The following is a 15,040-nucleotide window of genomic DNA, read 5'->3' as shown; positions in this document are numbered from 1 at the left end:
AGTATTCTAGCCGATACGTTTCCCTTAAATTTGAAAGAATGATTAGCTAAATGTCATTTTTAGTGTATCTTTATCAAGCGATATGTTTTTGGAAATATATCGAAATGTGAGGATAGAAAATGCTGATCAAAAGACATAAGAAACATACGATAGGGATGATTTTTGGAAGTTTATTAATAAGCTCTCAAATCTATGCAGCTGATTCAGTAACCATTTACGCTGCTGCCAGCTTAACCAATGCAGTAAATGAATTAGATGTGTTGTATGAAAAAAATTATAAGACGCAAGTGAAAACCTCCTATGCTGGGTCTTCAACATTAGCGAAGCAAATTGAGGCAGGTGCTCCAGCTGATGTATTTATGTCGGCAGACATACAATGGATGGATTACTTACAGAATAAACAAATCATTAACGCCAAAGATCGTATTAATTTATTAGGGAATCGCCTTGTGCTCATAACCCCTAAAGATCATCCTCTAAAACTTAAAATGGTTAAAGGGTTCGATCCAAGTAAGGTACTACAAGGTAAGGTATGTACAGGGGAGACCAATAGTGTTCCAGTCGGAAAATACGCCAAGCAAGCTTTAAACTCACTCGGATGGTGGGAAACGATAAAACCTCGACTTGTTGAAACAGAAGACGTTCGAGTGGCTTTAAATTTTGTTGCTAGGGGAGAATGCCAAGCTGGAATTGTTTATGCAACAGATGCTGCTATCAGCAAAGACGTCGTGATAGCAGGTATTTTCCCAGAAGACACTCACCCTCCAATTATTTACCCGATTGGTCTAGTTGAAAAGAATGCGGATTCAGTAAAGTTCTATCAATTTTTACAAAGTCAGCAGGCTAAAACTATATTTCAGAAGTATGGGTTTAGCGTATTAAAGTGATTCAGTCATGATATTAAGCCCAGATGAGTTAGAAGTACTGAAGCTGTCTTGCAAAGTGGCTGCAAGTTGCCTCATCTTTAGTCTGGTTCCAGCCGTATTCATCGCTTGGGTTCTAGCAAGAAAAGAGTTTTTTGGTAAATCTCTATTCGAAACATTCATTTTTCTTCCTTTAGTTTTACCTCCAGTGGTGCCGGGTTATTTATTACTACAAGTTTTTGGAAATCGTGGATTAATTGGGCAATATCTCGCACCTTATGGATTGGAGTTTGCATTTAATTGGAAAGGAGCTGTGTTGGCTTCCGCTGTTATGGGTTTTCCACTTCTGGTCCAATCGGTACGCTTAGCAATAGAGCTGGTTGATCAACGTTTAGAAATGGCTGCCAAAACTTTGGGTGCTTCTTCGCTTGGTGCTTTCATGCAAGTGACCTTGCCTTTAGCTAGTAGTGGAATTTTAGTGGGTGGAATTCTTTGCTTTTGTCGTAGCTTAGGTGAGTTTGGCGCGACCATCAGTTTTGTAGGTAATGTTGCAGGTGAAACACGAACTTTACCTTTGGCGATGTATAGTTTGATGCAACAACCAGATACTGAGACGGCTGTTTGGCGATTGATTATGATTTCATTGTCGGTTGCATTTTTTGCATTGTGGTTTGCTCAATGGTTCAACCGTTATCAAAGAAATAAACGTGGTTTTTCATCATGATTGATTGTCATATCTCGATCCAGCAAGGGCAGTTTCACCTTGATCAAGCTTATAGCTCTGCACATGCTGTAGTTGGTCTATTTGGTGCATCGGGTTCGGGCAAGACAACAATTCTTCATAGCATTGCAGGTTTGATTACGCCTCAATCTGGATGGATAAAAGTTCAGGGTCAGACGTGGTTTGATCACCTACATAAAATAAACCTGAGCACGCAACAGCGCCGTGTTGGTTTAGTTTTTCAAGATGCGCAGTTATTTCCTCATAAGAATGTAATGCAAAATCTGTTGTTTGGTTTTAAGTATATTCGACCAGAGCAAAGTCAGTTTGAACTCGACTATATTGTAGATTTGCTTAAATTAGGACATTTGACTGAGCGTATGCCGATCAAGCTTTCTGGTGGAGAAAAACAACGTGTTGCATTAGGACGTGCGTTGTTATATTCACCTCATTTATTGTTAATGGATGAACCGTTGTCTGCGCTTGATGCTGATCATAAAGCTGAAATTATTCCTTTTTTTCAAATGGTTAAAAATGAATTAAAGATTCCTATGCTTTATGTCAGCCATGACAAATCAGAGCTTGAACAACTGACCGAAGACATTTGGTATTTATAAGTAGCGTTGTAACAAAGCTAAAAACTTCTGCATTTCCTCATCATTTACATGATCTGCATCTTTCAGCACATGTTGTTTTAAATGTTGCTCTATGAGCTGATTCATTAAACCATTTACCGCACCTTTGACTGCGGCAACTTGTTGTAAAACTTCAATACATGAGCTTTCTGGGTTGAGTATGGATTTTTCAACAGCCGCAACTTGTCCTTGGATTCGTTTAACCCGATTTAAAATTTTCTTGTCATGATGGAGATGAGACATACTTTTTTTCCAAAAAAATATATACTGTAGGGGAGTATATTTTAAAGCTAAAACAAATGCAGCATAGTAACCTAGAAAGACGTCATTCACATCAGTTTGATCAAGGCAATCCTCTAGCGCAAAAGCGTATTTTAATTGCAACAATTTTGACTGCAATCATGATGGTTTTAGAAATCGCGGGCGGTTGGATTTTTAATTCAATGGCGTTATTGGCTGATGGTTGGCATATGAGCTCTCATATGTTGGCTTTAGGTTTAGCTTATTTTGCTTACCGAATGGCACGTCATTATGCGCATGATCCACGATTTAGTTTTGGTACTTGGAAAATTGAAGTCTTAGCTGGTTATAGCAGTGCAATCTTATTGATGGTTGTTGCTTTAATGATGGGTATTCAATCACTTGAGCGCTTATTTAATCCTGTTACGATTCATTTTAATGAAGCAATTCCGATTGCGATTGTTGGGCTAGTGATTAATTTAGTTTGTGCTTGGTTACTACATGAAGGTGGACATGATCACCACCATCATGATCATCATCATGGACATTCACACCATCACCATTCACATGATCATCATCATGATTTAAATCAAAAAGCGGCTTTTTTACATGTAGTCGCTGATGCTGTAACTTCAGTCCTTGCGATTATTGCTTTATTTGCAGCCAAATATTTTGGTTGGAATTTTTTAGATGCGCTATTAGGAATTGTCGGAGCATTATTGGTCGCAAAGTGGTCTTGGGGATTGATTCAGGAAACAGGGAAGACGCTATTAGATGCTGAAATGGAGCATCCTGTGGTCGCAGAAATTCGAGAGCTTATTGAATCATTTAAGGATGTTGAAATTACCGATCTGCATGTATGGAAAGTGGGTAAGGGTAAATTTTCCTGTATCCTTGGTTTAGAGACGACAATCGCTGATTTAAACCCTGATCGAATCAAAGCTGAATTATCGATTCACGAAGAAATTGTACATGCCTCAATTGAGATTCATCACATCTAATCGATAAACCACACTAGAGCTGACCCAATTCTAGTGTGGTTTGATTTTTTTAAATAAGTAAATATAGGGCTAAACCACAAAGCGCTGAGACAAAAATCACGTACAGGACGTTGATTTGAAATTTAAATAAAGCGATCAATGCGGCAATGGTGATGAGTGCTGCACTATAATCAAAAGCTTGTTCAAAGCCATTTGGCCAAAGTACATGATAACTAAAAAATAATGCCAAATTTAATATGACACCGACGACTGCTGCCGTAATGGCAGTTAAAGGTGCTGTAAATTTCAATTCATTGTGGGTGGATTCGATAATTGGAGCACCAGCTAAAATAAATACAAAAGAAAAAAGAAAAGTAAACCAGGTAACGATGATTGCACCTACAACACCAGCAATAAAGAGATGCTCTACACCGAATAAAGCTTGATTAAAAGCACCCACAAAACCGACAAAAGCAACGATCATGATTAATGGGCCTGGTGTGCTTTCACCCAATGCAAGACCATCAATCATTTGTGTTGGATTGAGCCATGCATAATGATCAACTGCACCTTGATAAACATACGGTAACACAGCATACGCGCCACCAAAGGTCAGTAATGCCGCTTTGCTAAAGAACCATGCCATTTGAGTATAGGTATGTTGCCAACCTAAGCTGAAGCTCAAAATAAGTATCGGCAAACACCATAAAATAGCGGCAATGATTAAAATTTTCCCGAGTCGAGACCAACTAAAGATCGCATGTTGGGGTAAAGGGGTATCATCATCAATGTGTGCAGTGCCGTAATTCTTTTGCTGATGTTGTTGAATATTTTGTTGATTAAATAACTGAGGATAATATTTGCTAAATACATATCCTAATGCCGCTGCACAAAAAATAATGAATGGAAAAGGAAGACTAAATACAAAGATGGCAATAAATGCTGCGACAGCAATTAACCATAAAAGGTGATTTTTTAAAGTTCGATGGCCAATACGATACGTTGCATGAAATACGATGGCTGTTACTGCGGGTTTGATCCCATAAAAAAGCCCCGCAATAATTGGAACATCACCAAATTGAATATAAATCCATGACAATAAAATCAGTAGAAAGAGAGAGGGTAAAATAAACAGTATCCCAGCAATTAGTCCACCAACGTTTCGGTGCATCAGCCACCCCATATAGGTCGCTAATTGTTGTGCTTCAGGACCGGGTAATAGCATGCAATAGTTCAGTGCATGTAAAAATCTTCGTTCTGAAATCCAGCGTTTTTGTTCAACTAGCTCGTGATGCATCACTGCGATTTGACCTGCTGGTCCACCAAAACTGATAAACCCTAGTTTTAGCCAAAACCAAAAAGCTTGCCAAAATGGAATTGCTGGCTGGATTGAAACATCATTGTACTGCTGCATTCAGATTTCTCAGTATATTCTTTTACTCATTTAGGTCATTGAAATAAATCACCTAAGTCAGATAGGACATTTTAGCGATTGAATAATTCAGAATGATGAATTGTTAAAGTCACTTCAATAGAGTTCATCAGATAATCTTAATTTCTATATATTAAAAATAAATAAGCAACGCATTTTTTCTTATTTTTAATCATAAAGCGTGGCGCATAACATAAGTCGATATTGTTGAAAGATCATCTAATTATGGCCATCAAGAACACCAAGCCGTTAATCGTTACAGCGATCGTCCTTGTGGCGATTGTTGCTTTTATTGTCTATCAAAATCAAAAAGATGCCGCACCCGCACAGTCTAGAAATAATAAAGCGGTGGTGATTGCCTATCAGACTGGTATTGATCCAACCAAAGTCGCACAAGCTAACGGTGACTATGAGCGAGAGAGTGGACAGGCGATTCAATGGCGTAAATTTGATGCGGGTTCAGATGTGGTCAATGCATTGGCTTCGGGCGACGTCGTGATTGGCAATATTGGCTCAAGTCCATTGGCTGCTGCAGCCAGCCGTGATTTACCGATTGAAGTGTTTTTGGTGACAGCAAAATTAGGTGGTTCTGAGGCATTGGTGGTCAGCAACAAATCAGGCATTAAAACGCCGCAGGATTTGATTGGAAAAACCATCGCTGTGCCATTCGTTTCAACCACACATTACAGCTTATTGTCCGCTTTAAAGCATTGGAATATTGCAGACAATCAGGTCAAGATCATCAATTTACGTCCACCTGAAATTACAGCGGCATGGGAACGTGGTGATATCGATGCGACTTATGTCTGGGAACCTGCTTTAAGCAAAGTCAAAGCCAGCGGCCATGTTTTAACTGACTCGAAACAGGTCGGTGAATGGGGCGCGCCAACTTATGATCTTTGGGTGGTCCGTAAAGACTTTGCCGAGAAAAATCCTGAGTTCTTGAAAGCATTCGTGAAGACCAGTTTGCAACAGATCGAAGCTTATAACCAAGATCCCAAAGCATTTGAGCAGAATGCAGATCATATCCAGAAAATTGCTGAATTGACGGGTTCTGATGCCAAAGACATTCCATTGTTACTTTCTGGAAATATTTATCTGGATGGTCAGCAACAACAAGCGACTTTAGCAGGTGAATTTGCCAAGAATATTTTTGATACAGCGACTTTCTTAAAAAGTCAGGGCAAGGTCGATCAGGTGAAGCCTGATTATCAGGGCAATGTCACGACTCAATTCTTACAGCCATAGGAGATCGAAATGAGCGTATTAGCTGCTGAGCATCTTCATTTAACTTTTCCAAAGCAGACGGTACCTGTGCTTCAAGATATTAATCTGAAGATTGAAGAAGGCACTTTGACTGTGATTTTGGGCGAGTCTGGCTGTGGTAAAACCACTTTGTTAAATATTTTGGCAGGTTTCCAAGCACCGAGTTCAGGCCAGATTAAACTGGATCATGAAGTCGTGACTGCGCCTGATGCGCGCCGTGCGGTGGTATTTCAGGATCATGCCTTATTGCCGTGGTTAAATGTCTCGGAAAATATTGGTTTTGCTTTGCAGCTTAAGGGCTTAAAAGCACAGGAAATTCAACAACAAGTCGATGCTATTCTGAAAATTGTGGGTTTAAGCCATGTTGCTCAAGCCAATATTTGGGAATTGTCGGGTGGCATGAAACAACGTGTTGGTATTGCACGTGCCTTGATTAGCCACGCAGCCTTTATTTTATTAGATGAGCCTTTTGCAGCTTTAGATGCTTTTACTCGTGAAACCATGCAGCAATTGGTTCTAGATTTGTGGATTGAGCAAAATAAATCGTTCTTCCTGATCACGCATGATATTGAAGAAGCTTTGTTGTTGAGTAATCAACTGGTGTTGATGACAGCTCGACCGGGCAAGATTGTGGAAACGTTAAAGCTGGATTTTGCAGATCGTTATAAGCAGGGCGAATCGATTCGAGCAATTAAATCCGATCCCAAATTTATTCAATTACGTGAACAACTGTTTGAACGTTTACGTGTGCAGAAACAGGCAGGGCATGAGGTAGTTGTATGACGGGTCAAGCTAAAAATACAGCCTATGAAGTGACCAAGCCAGTTGCACTTCAAGCATCGGATAAACAATCGGCTTCAGTTTTGAATGCATTAGGTGGATTTATTGCTCGCCATCGTAGCTTGGTATTGAGTTTATCGAGCGTATTGAGTGTCTTGGTGATTTGGTACCTGATCACTGCATTAAAAATTGTTCCAAGTTTATTTCTGCCGAGTCCACAATCGGTATGGCAAAAGTTCCTTGAAGTCAGCCAGCAAGGCTTTATGAAAGCGACCTTATGGCAGCACTTGGCAGCGAGTATTTCGCGCGTCTTGCTGGCACTTGTTGCAGCGATTGCGATTGGTGTGCCTTTAGGATTGTGGATGGGGCTGAATAAATGGGTTCGTGCAGTGCTTGATCCTTTGGTTGAGTTGTTGCGTCCAATTCCACCATTAGCGTATTTGCCATTATTGGTGATCTGGTTCGGGATTGGTGAAACCACCAAAGTGCTTTTGATTTTCTTCTCCATTCTTGCACCAGTGATTATCAGTAGTACGCATGGGGTGCTGAGTCATCAGCTTAATCGTGAACGTGCAGCCTTATCATTGGGTGCAAGTCAGTCACAGGTATTTTGGCATGTGATTTTACCGACCGCATTACCGCATATTTTAACGGGTATTCGCATTGGATTAGGTGTGGGTTGGTCAACATTGGTGGCTTCAGAATTAGTCGCGGCAGATCGTGGTATTGGTTTTATGGTGCAGTCGGCGGCGCAGTTCCTGATTACGGATACTGTCGTGCTGGGCATTATTGTGATTGCGATTGTCGCAGTCAGTTTTGAATTATTCTTACGTTGGTTACAGAAGCAATTATCTCCTTGGTATGGTCAACAGCTGTAAGTGCAAATGGTAAAGATGAGAGAGTTAGAGATGACGTTAAATATTGAAATGATTAAATCAACAATCGGTGCAATTATTCACGATGTTGATTTAAACACGGCTGATGAACATACCACCCAACACATTCAACAAGCATTGCTTGATCATCATGTCATTTTCTTTCGCAATCAGCAGCTAGCGCCACACGCGCAAGCTGAACTGGCACGTAGCTTTGGTTCTTTGCATATTCATCCGATCTATCCATCAGTCGAAAATGTACCTGAAATCATTGTATTGGATAGCTGGAAACAGGATTTACGTGACAATGAGCTTTGGCATACCGATGTGACTTTTAGCCAGAAACCGCCATTGGGTTGTGTATTACAAGCCATCAAGATTCCTCCTGTAGGCGGTGATACGCTATGGTCGAGTGGGGCTGCTGCATTTGCTGCGCTAGATCAAGATTTACAGACGAAGTTAAAGGGCTTAACCGCAACGCATGATATCCGCCAGTCTTTCCCGATTGAGCGTTTTGCGCATAATGATGTTGAGCGTCAAAAGCTGGAAGAAACCTTTAAGCGTAATCCGCCTGTTGTTCATCCTGTGGTGAGAACGCATCCAGTTACAGGTCAGCCAATTTTGTTTGTGAGTGAAGGTTTTACCACACGTATTAATGAGTTGGATGAGACCGAAAGTGCTGAATTGCTGCAGTACTTATTTGCGCATGCCACCAATGAGCAGTTTCATCTACGTTGGCAGTGGCAGGCGGGTGATGTGGCGATTTGGGATAATCGTTGTACGCAACATAAAGCTTTATTTGATTATGGTGATGCGCATCGGATTATGCACCGTGCCACGATTAATGGTGATGTACCGTTTTATCAAGCAGCAAGTTAAAATTTAGTTTTGATAAAAAGCTTGGTAAAATCCTGAGCTTTTTTATTTTATAGTTTGATCCCTTCGGTTTTATTTTATAATTTGATCGCTTCGGTGGAATCTTACAGAGATCTCATCCTATTTTAGGATTTTCCTTCGGCTGGAGTTACTTTTTTGAAAAAGTAACCAAAAACTTTGTCATCCACAAAACCTGTTTACTTCCAACATCTCTTTAAATTAATTGCAGAAATAGCATTTGATTAATCTCACGCAGGTTGTGGATGACGTGTAGCACCAGTGATTTCAGGGATAAGTTCTTTATAAAATGTTGGATAGCAAAAAATTAATCCAGAATTTTCAAAGTATATTTAATTAAGATGAGTCTCTTGTTTATAAACCGAAGGGGCTTGTCCTGTCCAACGTTTAAAGGCGCGTCGGAATTCACGTAATTCGCTAAAGCCCAATTGTAGGCTAATCTCACTCATGGATAGGTTCTTTTCCAGTAATTGTTTAGCTTTACGCTCCAAGACATTTTGTCGAATTTGTTGGAAACTCAAACCTTCAGATAATAATTTACGTCTTAAATGGCGTTCACTCATTTGCAGATGATCTGCTGCTTGTTGCATCTCAAAACGTTCAGGTAAATATTGTTCAATCAAATGCTCGACTATATGCACAAAGCCGACTTGATTGAGCTGATCAATTTCTTTTAAAGCCTGTTTACAGATTTGTATCGCCGTAGCGTAGTTCGCGGGGCTGTAATTTTTGAGATTTCGACTGAGCATGCTGCTTTTAAAATGAATTTTATTGCTGGTAGTATTTAACTGAACACGGCAGCCAAAAAGATATTGATAATCTTCTAAATTTGCGGTGGGAGCATAGTTAAGTTCAAGCCCAATAACATCATCGTGGTCACCTAGCATTGCATTTAAACAGGCAATTACACTACTAAATAATTCATCGTAAAAAAAAGCTTTGAGATCAAAAGTTGGGCTCGATTCAGTCACTTCTAGCGTACAAATATCATCGTGAATTGAAAATTCGATGTTCAACACACTACCTGAAACGCGATGAAATTCGAGTGCTATTTCCAGTGCATCGGCAACAGTCTTACAAGATTGCATTGCAAAGCCTAATATTCCCATCGAAATGAGGCCTTCACTACGACCCATATTTAAACCTAAATCAGGTTGGTCGTAGGTGGTAATTGCCTTATGAATCACATCACAGATTTGGCTAAAACGAACAAAGCCATTGCTTTGCTGCACTTGATTTAAATCTAAACCAGAATCTTCAAACCATTTTTTATAATCCCATTCTTGCTGTTCTGCATAATGGATCAAACTTGCCAAAATTGTAGGTGGTATGAATTGCTGTGCGCTTTCCGCATGAATGATTTGTTTAGGCATAAGTCCGTTTAGCCCCCCAAAAAGAAGATTCTTTAACCCTTTTGGGTATCTCATAATTTTGTTTAACTTTCAACATGCTTTATTGCAGTTAGAAAAAGAATTTACAAAGGATGTGCCAATGTATCAAGTTGGTTGGGATAAACAAGAAATCAAGATTGCACCGAAAGGCTATGCCATGTTTGGCTATGGTCAATGGTCACATCGTGCTTATGAGCAGCGAACTGCTTTGTATGTGCGAAGCTTTAGTATTGTGGATCAGCAACAGAGTCGACTGATTCTGTGTTGTTTAGATTTGGGCTGTATTACTCATGCGATGCGAAGTAAGACTGTCGCTCGATTAAGAGAAATGTTGGGTGCTGAGTTTGATGAAAATCAATTGGTACTCATGGCAACACATACCCATTCAGGACCGGGGGGCTGCGCGCATGAAGCCTTATATAATATGCCCACACCGGGATTTGTTCCTGAACATGTCAATGCAATAGTGCATGCGATTGTTCTCAGTATTCAGACTGCAATTGAAAATGAACAAAATACCGAAATCGGTCTTTCCACCCAACATTTTGAAAATGATACGCCTGTTGCATGGAATCGCTCGATCCGTGCTTATAACCGAAATCCAGAGGTGATTGAGCATTCAGAGCATGAAACGCATTTAGCAATCAATCGTGAAATGCAATTGATTGGTTTTTATAGAGAGCAGAAATTACAGTCATTTATTTCTCTGTTTGGTGTGCATGCCACCTGTTTAGGAAATAGTTTAGGTGCTTATGATGGGGATAATAAAGGTTATGCAGCGTCATTTTCAGAGCAGGATTTAATTGAACGCGGAATTGAAAATCCAGTCACGATTTTTGCTCAAGCGACAGCAGGCGATGTGTCACCGCATTTTCATGGCAAAGATCAACTCAAGATTCGCAACAAGATTAAAGGCGAGCAGGAATATTACTACGCTCAGCAAAATGGTCGTTATCAAAGTGATTTGGCATTAACTGGTTTGCAGCAACCAATGCAGAAAGTGCAAGGTCAGATTGATGCAATTTTTTCTTATGTTGATCTGAGTCATATTGATGTTCCTCCTGAGTTTGCACATGGCAAGAAGGATGCAAAAACCAGTCAGCCCTGTCATGGCGTATCATTTTTTGCAGGTACGCCTGTTGATGGTTTAGGTGCGCCAAAGCCATTGATCAAAGGAATGCAATTTCTTGCTGATCAATTTAAAAAGCAAAAATTAAAGAGTGACGCTGCGCATGATTTTACTGCTTATCAACAGCTGTACGCTTCACAAGGGCCTAAGCAGATTTTGCTTGAAGCTGACGCTAAAAAAATATTAGGTCAACCGATTGGTTTTCCTCCCAGTATTCTTGATCCATTGATTGCAGAGATGAATCGACAAGTCCGTGCTGGCGCGATTCAACAAAGCCCACTCGTTCCGAGTATTGTGCCGCTACAGATTGTTCGTTTAGGCAATTTAGCGCTTGTTTGCTGTCCGGGCGAGTTTACGACGATTGCAGGGCAACGCGTTATGGAAACAGTAAAGCAACAACTTATTGGTAAATCGTCAATTGATCAAGTTTGGCTTGCCTCATATTGCAATGATTACATGGGCTATGTCACCACGTATGAGGAATATCAACAACAAGCCTATGAAGGTGGGCATACCTTATTTGGACAATGGACTTTAGCCGCGTGTCAAAGCAAGTTTAAATTATTCGCTGAACAATTATTGTTAGATAAAAAATATCGTGATTATGATCAAGTGACTCGACCCAAACCAATTCCACTTCAAGAACTAGCAAAACGTACCAATCATGGAAATCTAAAAACTGCTGTGAACCAAGGAGAGGCTGTATGAGTGATAGGCATCAAGCGAAGTGGTCAAATTGGTCTGGTTTTCAAACGTCCAATCCGCAGCAAATTTTACAACCTGCAAACATCCAAGAGTTACAAAATATCGTTAGAGATCATGACAAGATCAGGATTGTCGGTGCAGGGCATTCATTCACGCCCTTAGTGTGTACTGATGCAACTCTTTTGTCTTTAGATCATATTTCAGGTGTCGCATCGACGGATACTAATCGATGTCAGAGCAGTATTTATGCAGGGACACGCTTATATGATTTAGACCAACATCTACAGCAGCAATCGATCAACCAAGCCTTGATGAATCAGGGTGATATTGATCAGCAAAGCTTAGCTGGAGCTGTTTCTACGGGAACACATGGTACAGGTGCAGATTTACATTGTATTTCTGGTTATGTTGAAGCTTTTGAGTTATTGACGGCTTCTGGTGAAATCCTGACATGTAGCCGAACAGAGCATCCCGAAATCTTTGCTGCTGGACGAGTTTCTTTGGGTAGCATGGGAGTCTTAACTAAGATCACCATGCAAAATCGCCCGCGTTATAAGCTTAAAGAACATATTGAACTTCGTCCTGTAGAGGACATGATGCAACATATTCATCAATGGAAGCATCAGCATCGACATATCGAGTGCTTTGTATTTTCGTATGAAAAGCAATTGATGCTGAAAACTTTAGATGAGACAGAGGAAGCAATTTTGCCTAGGAAAGAAAATTTTCCTTCGGATGATACTTTACTCACGATGTGCTCAGAGTTAACTAGAACATTTCCTTCATTGAATCCTTATTTACAAAAGCTATTGGGCATCTTTGTCAAACCGACCACCTATGTCGATTGGTCGAGCAAAATATTTCCGACGCCACGAAATACCAAGTTCAATGAAATGGAATATCAGATTCCAGTCAATCAAGGGGTTGCTTGTTTAGACGAAGTATTACATGCACTGCGAACACATAAAGTCGCGACCTTTTTTCCGCTCGAATTTCGTTTTGTAAAAGGGGATGATATTTGGCTTAGCCCTTTTTATCAGCAAGATTCAATTTCGATTTCAGTGCATCAATATCATAAGCAAGATCCACGTTTAATTTTTGATGTAGTTGAACCGATTTTGCAGAAATATCGAGGGCGACCTCATTGGGGAAAAATGCATACTATGACTACGGCACAGCTTCGGGCTTCATATCCAAAGTGGGATGATTTTATGGCTTTACGTCAGCAACTTGATCCAGAAGCCAAGTTTTTAAACCCCTATCTGGAAAAGCTTTTTTTAGGTTAGTTTTAATTCAGGTTCGACTTAAATATTGATTTAATTTATTGAAAAATAATTAACTTAACGGAGTCTTGTCGAGTTTTATTTATTTTAGGATAAGCCTCTTCGTCTTGCGCTTCACTAAAGCTATAGTCGCTTCGGCTTGCTCAGGTTGTAGATGACATTCCCTCGTATAAGATTTTTTTTAGGATCACGATTAAATAAAAAAGGTATAGCCATGTTGGATCATTATTTTAAACAACTCAATCTAGACCTGAAAAAACAGGGGATAGCGACACCGCAACTGATTGTTGATGAAGCGGCTTTAAAACAAAATATCCAACATGTTCAGATTCGTCTTGCTCATGCCAAACATTTAAGAGCACGTTTGGTGGTGAAATCATTAGCAAGCCTAGATTTACTTAAGTTGTTATCTGAGCAAATCAATACGCAACGCTTTATGGTATTTCACTTACCACATATTGTTTCGATCCTAGAAAATTTTGCTGAAGCAGATATTTTATTGGGTAAGCCGATGCCTGCCCACGCTGTACGTCATTTTTTTGATCAGCATGCGGAGTGGTCGAATGCCAAAATTCAATGGCTGATTGATAGCAAGCAACGCTTACAGCAATATCTTGAGATCGCTCAACTGTATTCTCTGTGCTTCGATGTGAATATTGAAATTGATGTTGGTTTACATCGTGGTGGGCTACAGTCGACACAACAACTGATCGAAATCTTAAAGCTGATTCAGCAATATCCGCAGTATTTAAAACTTTCTGGTTTGATGGGCTATGATGCGCATGTCACCAAAATCCCAGCTATCATTAAAAAACCAGAACTTGCTTATCAAGAATCACAACATGTTTACGCGGGTTATAAAAAGCTAATTCAAGAACAGTTTAATTCACTATGGTCAGAACAACTTTGTTTTAATGGTGGGGGGAGTCCAACTTTTAGTTTTCATACTGACAATAGTGTTTGTAATGATCTATCTTTTGGTTCAATGCTACTAAAACCGAGTGATTTTGACAGTGATTTTTTAAAGGCATTACAACCTGCATTGTGGATTGCTGCGCCTGTGTTAAAAGTCCTACCGTTTACCCAGCTTCCCTCTATGTCTTTATTGGATAAATTACCACATAAGCATAAGGCGCTATTCATCTATGGTGGATATTGGCTGGCTGACTATGTCTATCCTAACCAAGCGCATATCCATGCATTGTACGGGCGTAGTACTAATCAAGAATTGGTCAATGTGCCGAAGGATTGTGATATTCAAGTTGATGATTTTGTTTTTCTTAGACCGAAGCAAAGTGAAGCAATTCTTCCTCAGTTTTCAACGTTAATACGATATAAGCAAAATACCTTTGAAGCATGGGATACATTGCGTGAATAACGATACGGTATAAATAGCCCCTTATATTTTAAACAAAGGGGCTTGTTAAGTAGAAATGAGAGCGTTTCTATCTTCAATGAAAATATAAATTTTAAAATAAATCGTTTAAGTGACAGCTTTTGGCTTCTGTTATATTTTCAATTGAATCAACTAAAAGTACATTTGTATCTGCTTCTTGCTTATATGCACCAAGCACTTCTGCATAAATGGGTTGTTTTAGTTTTTCTGCTTTTGACAAATAATTTTCGACTGCTTTTGTTTCAGCCCAATCTGCATCTTTTAATGTATATTTATTTTCAGCAAGATCGCAGCGAGTCAAAATTGCTTTTTTATCTTTAACACTTAAAGTACCAATAAACATATCCATTATTTCTTTTGGCTCTGTACTGTCTGCAAAAGCGATAACAGGTTGAAGCAACCCATATGTAAGCATAGAAATTAAAATATAAGTTTTTTTCATTGAGTTTT

At 39.6% G+C, this 15,040-nt stretch carries 15 protein-coding genes; 11 read left to right on the top strand and 4 right to left on the bottom strand.

The window, feature by feature from the left end; translation table 11 throughout:
* The first annotated feature begins 119 nt into the window (after window positions 1-119).
* The 3 genes from modA to ACF8D3_RS14535 are packed head-to-tail and all read left to right on the top strand — an operon-like array spanning window position 120 to window position 2,201.
* A complete protein-coding gene (modA, locus tag ACF8D3_RS14545) occupies window positions 120-887 on the top strand; it encodes a molybdate ABC transporter substrate-binding protein (RefSeq protein WP_392472090.1) in 768 nt (255 codons plus the stop codon).
* A gap of 7 nt (window positions 888-894) precedes the next feature.
* Entirely contained in the window at window positions 895-1,587 is a 693-nt protein-coding gene (gene modB, locus ACF8D3_RS14540) for a molybdate ABC transporter permease subunit (protein WP_004878408.1), read from the top strand.
* On the top strand, window positions 1,584-2,201 hold the full coding sequence (locus ACF8D3_RS14535) for an ATP-binding cassette domain-containing protein (RefSeq protein ID WP_392472087.1): 618 nt from the start codon (window positions 1,584-1,586) through the stop codon (window positions 2,199-2,201). Before modB ends, ACF8D3_RS14535 begins: the two co-directional genes overlap by 4 nt.
* On the opposite strand, the gene ACF8D3_RS14530 is transcribed toward ACF8D3_RS14535, so the two are convergent.
* Window positions 2,196-2,462 (bottom strand): metal/formaldehyde-sensitive transcriptional repressor, encoded by a 267-nt coding sequence (locus tag ACF8D3_RS14530; protein ID WP_004878410.1) that lies wholly within the window; start codon window positions 2,460-2,462, stop codon window positions 2,196-2,198. The genes ACF8D3_RS14535 and ACF8D3_RS14530 overlap by 6 nt on opposite strands.
* Before the next feature lie 56 nt (window positions 2,463-2,518).
* Here ACF8D3_RS14530 and dmeF point away from each other — a divergent pair, with 56 nt between their 5' ends.
* Window positions 2,519-3,460 carry a CDF family Co(II)/Ni(II) efflux transporter DmeF gene (gene dmeF, locus ACF8D3_RS14525; RefSeq protein ID WP_392472086.1) on the top strand — a complete coding sequence of 314 codons (942 nt, stop codon included), beginning with the start codon at window positions 2,519-2,521 and terminating at the stop codon, window positions 3,458-3,460.
* 49 nt (window positions 3,461-3,509) lie between these two features.
* Here the strand turns inward: dmeF and chrA are convergent, their stop codons facing one another.
* Window positions 3,510-4,853: a chromate efflux transporter gene (chrA, locus tag ACF8D3_RS14520; protein WP_392472085.1), complete on the bottom strand. Its 1,344-nt coding sequence runs from the start codon at window positions 4,851-4,853 to the stop codon at window positions 3,510-3,512.
* A gap of 225 nt (window positions 4,854-5,078) precedes the next feature.
* Between chrA and tauA the strand changes: the two genes are divergently transcribed.
* The 4 genes from tauA to tauD are packed head-to-tail and all read left to right on the top strand — an operon-like array spanning window position 5,079 to window position 8,671.
* Window positions 5,079-6,119 (top strand): taurine ABC transporter substrate-binding protein, encoded by a 1,041-nt coding sequence (gene tauA, locus ACF8D3_RS14515; RefSeq protein ID WP_392472083.1) that lies wholly within the window; start codon window positions 5,079-5,081, stop codon window positions 6,117-6,119.
* A gap of 9 nt (window positions 6,120-6,128) precedes the next feature.
* Window positions 6,129-6,920: a taurine ABC transporter ATP-binding protein gene (locus tag ACF8D3_RS14510; protein WP_392472081.1), complete on the top strand. Its 792-nt coding sequence runs from the start codon at window positions 6,129-6,131 to the stop codon at window positions 6,918-6,920.
* Window positions 6,917-7,795, top strand: coding sequence for a taurine ABC transporter permease TauC (gene tauC, locus ACF8D3_RS14505; RefSeq protein ID WP_069579761.1), 879 nt, complete (start codon window positions 6,917-6,919; stop codon window positions 7,793-7,795). The genes ACF8D3_RS14510 and tauC overlap by 4 nt, the downstream gene beginning before the upstream one ends.
* A gap of 30 nt (window positions 7,796-7,825) precedes the next feature.
* Window positions 7,826-8,671, top strand: a complete 846-nt coding sequence (gene tauD, locus ACF8D3_RS14500; RefSeq protein WP_392472078.1) for a taurine dioxygenase — start codon at window positions 7,826-7,828, stop codon at window positions 8,669-8,671.
* A 347-nt stretch (window positions 8,672-9,018) separates the two neighbouring features.
* Here the strand turns inward: tauD and ACF8D3_RS14495 are convergent, their stop codons facing one another.
* On the bottom strand, window positions 9,019-10,113 hold the full coding sequence (locus ACF8D3_RS14495; RefSeq protein ID WP_392472075.1) for an AraC family transcriptional regulator ligand-binding domain-containing protein: 1,095 nt from the start codon (window positions 10,111-10,113) through the stop codon (window positions 9,019-9,021).
* A 64-nt stretch (window positions 10,114-10,177) separates the two neighbouring features.
* On the opposite strand from ACF8D3_RS14495, the gene ACF8D3_RS14490 reads away from it, so the two are divergent.
* The 3 genes from ACF8D3_RS14490 (at window position 10,178) to ACF8D3_RS14480 (ending at window position 14,572) form a co-directional block, all read left to right on the top strand.
* Window positions 10,178-11,914, top strand: a complete 1,737-nt coding sequence (locus ACF8D3_RS14490; protein WP_392472073.1) for a neutral/alkaline non-lysosomal ceramidase N-terminal domain-containing protein — start codon at window positions 10,178-10,180, stop codon at window positions 11,912-11,914.
* The gene (locus tag ACF8D3_RS14485; RefSeq protein WP_392472071.1) at window positions 11,911-13,197 is read left to right on the top strand and encodes a D-arabinono-1,4-lactone oxidase; all 1,287 of its coding nucleotides are present in this window, start codon (window positions 11,911-11,913) and stop codon (window positions 13,195-13,197) included. The genes ACF8D3_RS14490 and ACF8D3_RS14485 overlap by 4 nt, the downstream gene beginning before the upstream one ends.
* Window positions 13,198-13,408: 211 nt before the next feature.
* Window positions 13,409-14,572, top strand: coding sequence for an alanine racemase (locus ACF8D3_RS14480; protein WP_392472070.1), 1,164 nt, complete (start codon window positions 13,409-13,411; stop codon window positions 14,570-14,572).
* A gap of 91 nt (window positions 14,573-14,663) precedes the next feature.
* On the opposite strand, the gene ACF8D3_RS14475 is transcribed toward ACF8D3_RS14480, so the two are convergent.
* Complete coding sequence (locus ACF8D3_RS14475; protein WP_004878421.1) at window positions 14,664-15,032, bottom strand: hypothetical protein; 369 nt, start codon at window positions 15,030-15,032, stop codon at window positions 14,664-14,666.
* Window positions 15,033-15,040 lie beyond the last annotated feature (8 nt).

Source organism: Acinetobacter sp. YQ_14, assembly GCF_043102985.1.
In the GTDB taxonomy this organism is placed as follows: domain Bacteria; phylum Pseudomonadota; class Gammaproteobacteria; order Pseudomonadales; family Moraxellaceae; genus Acinetobacter; species Acinetobacter venetianus.
The sequence above is the reverse complement of the archived record's forward strand: the minus strand, read 5'-3'. Positions and strand labels throughout refer to the sequence as shown.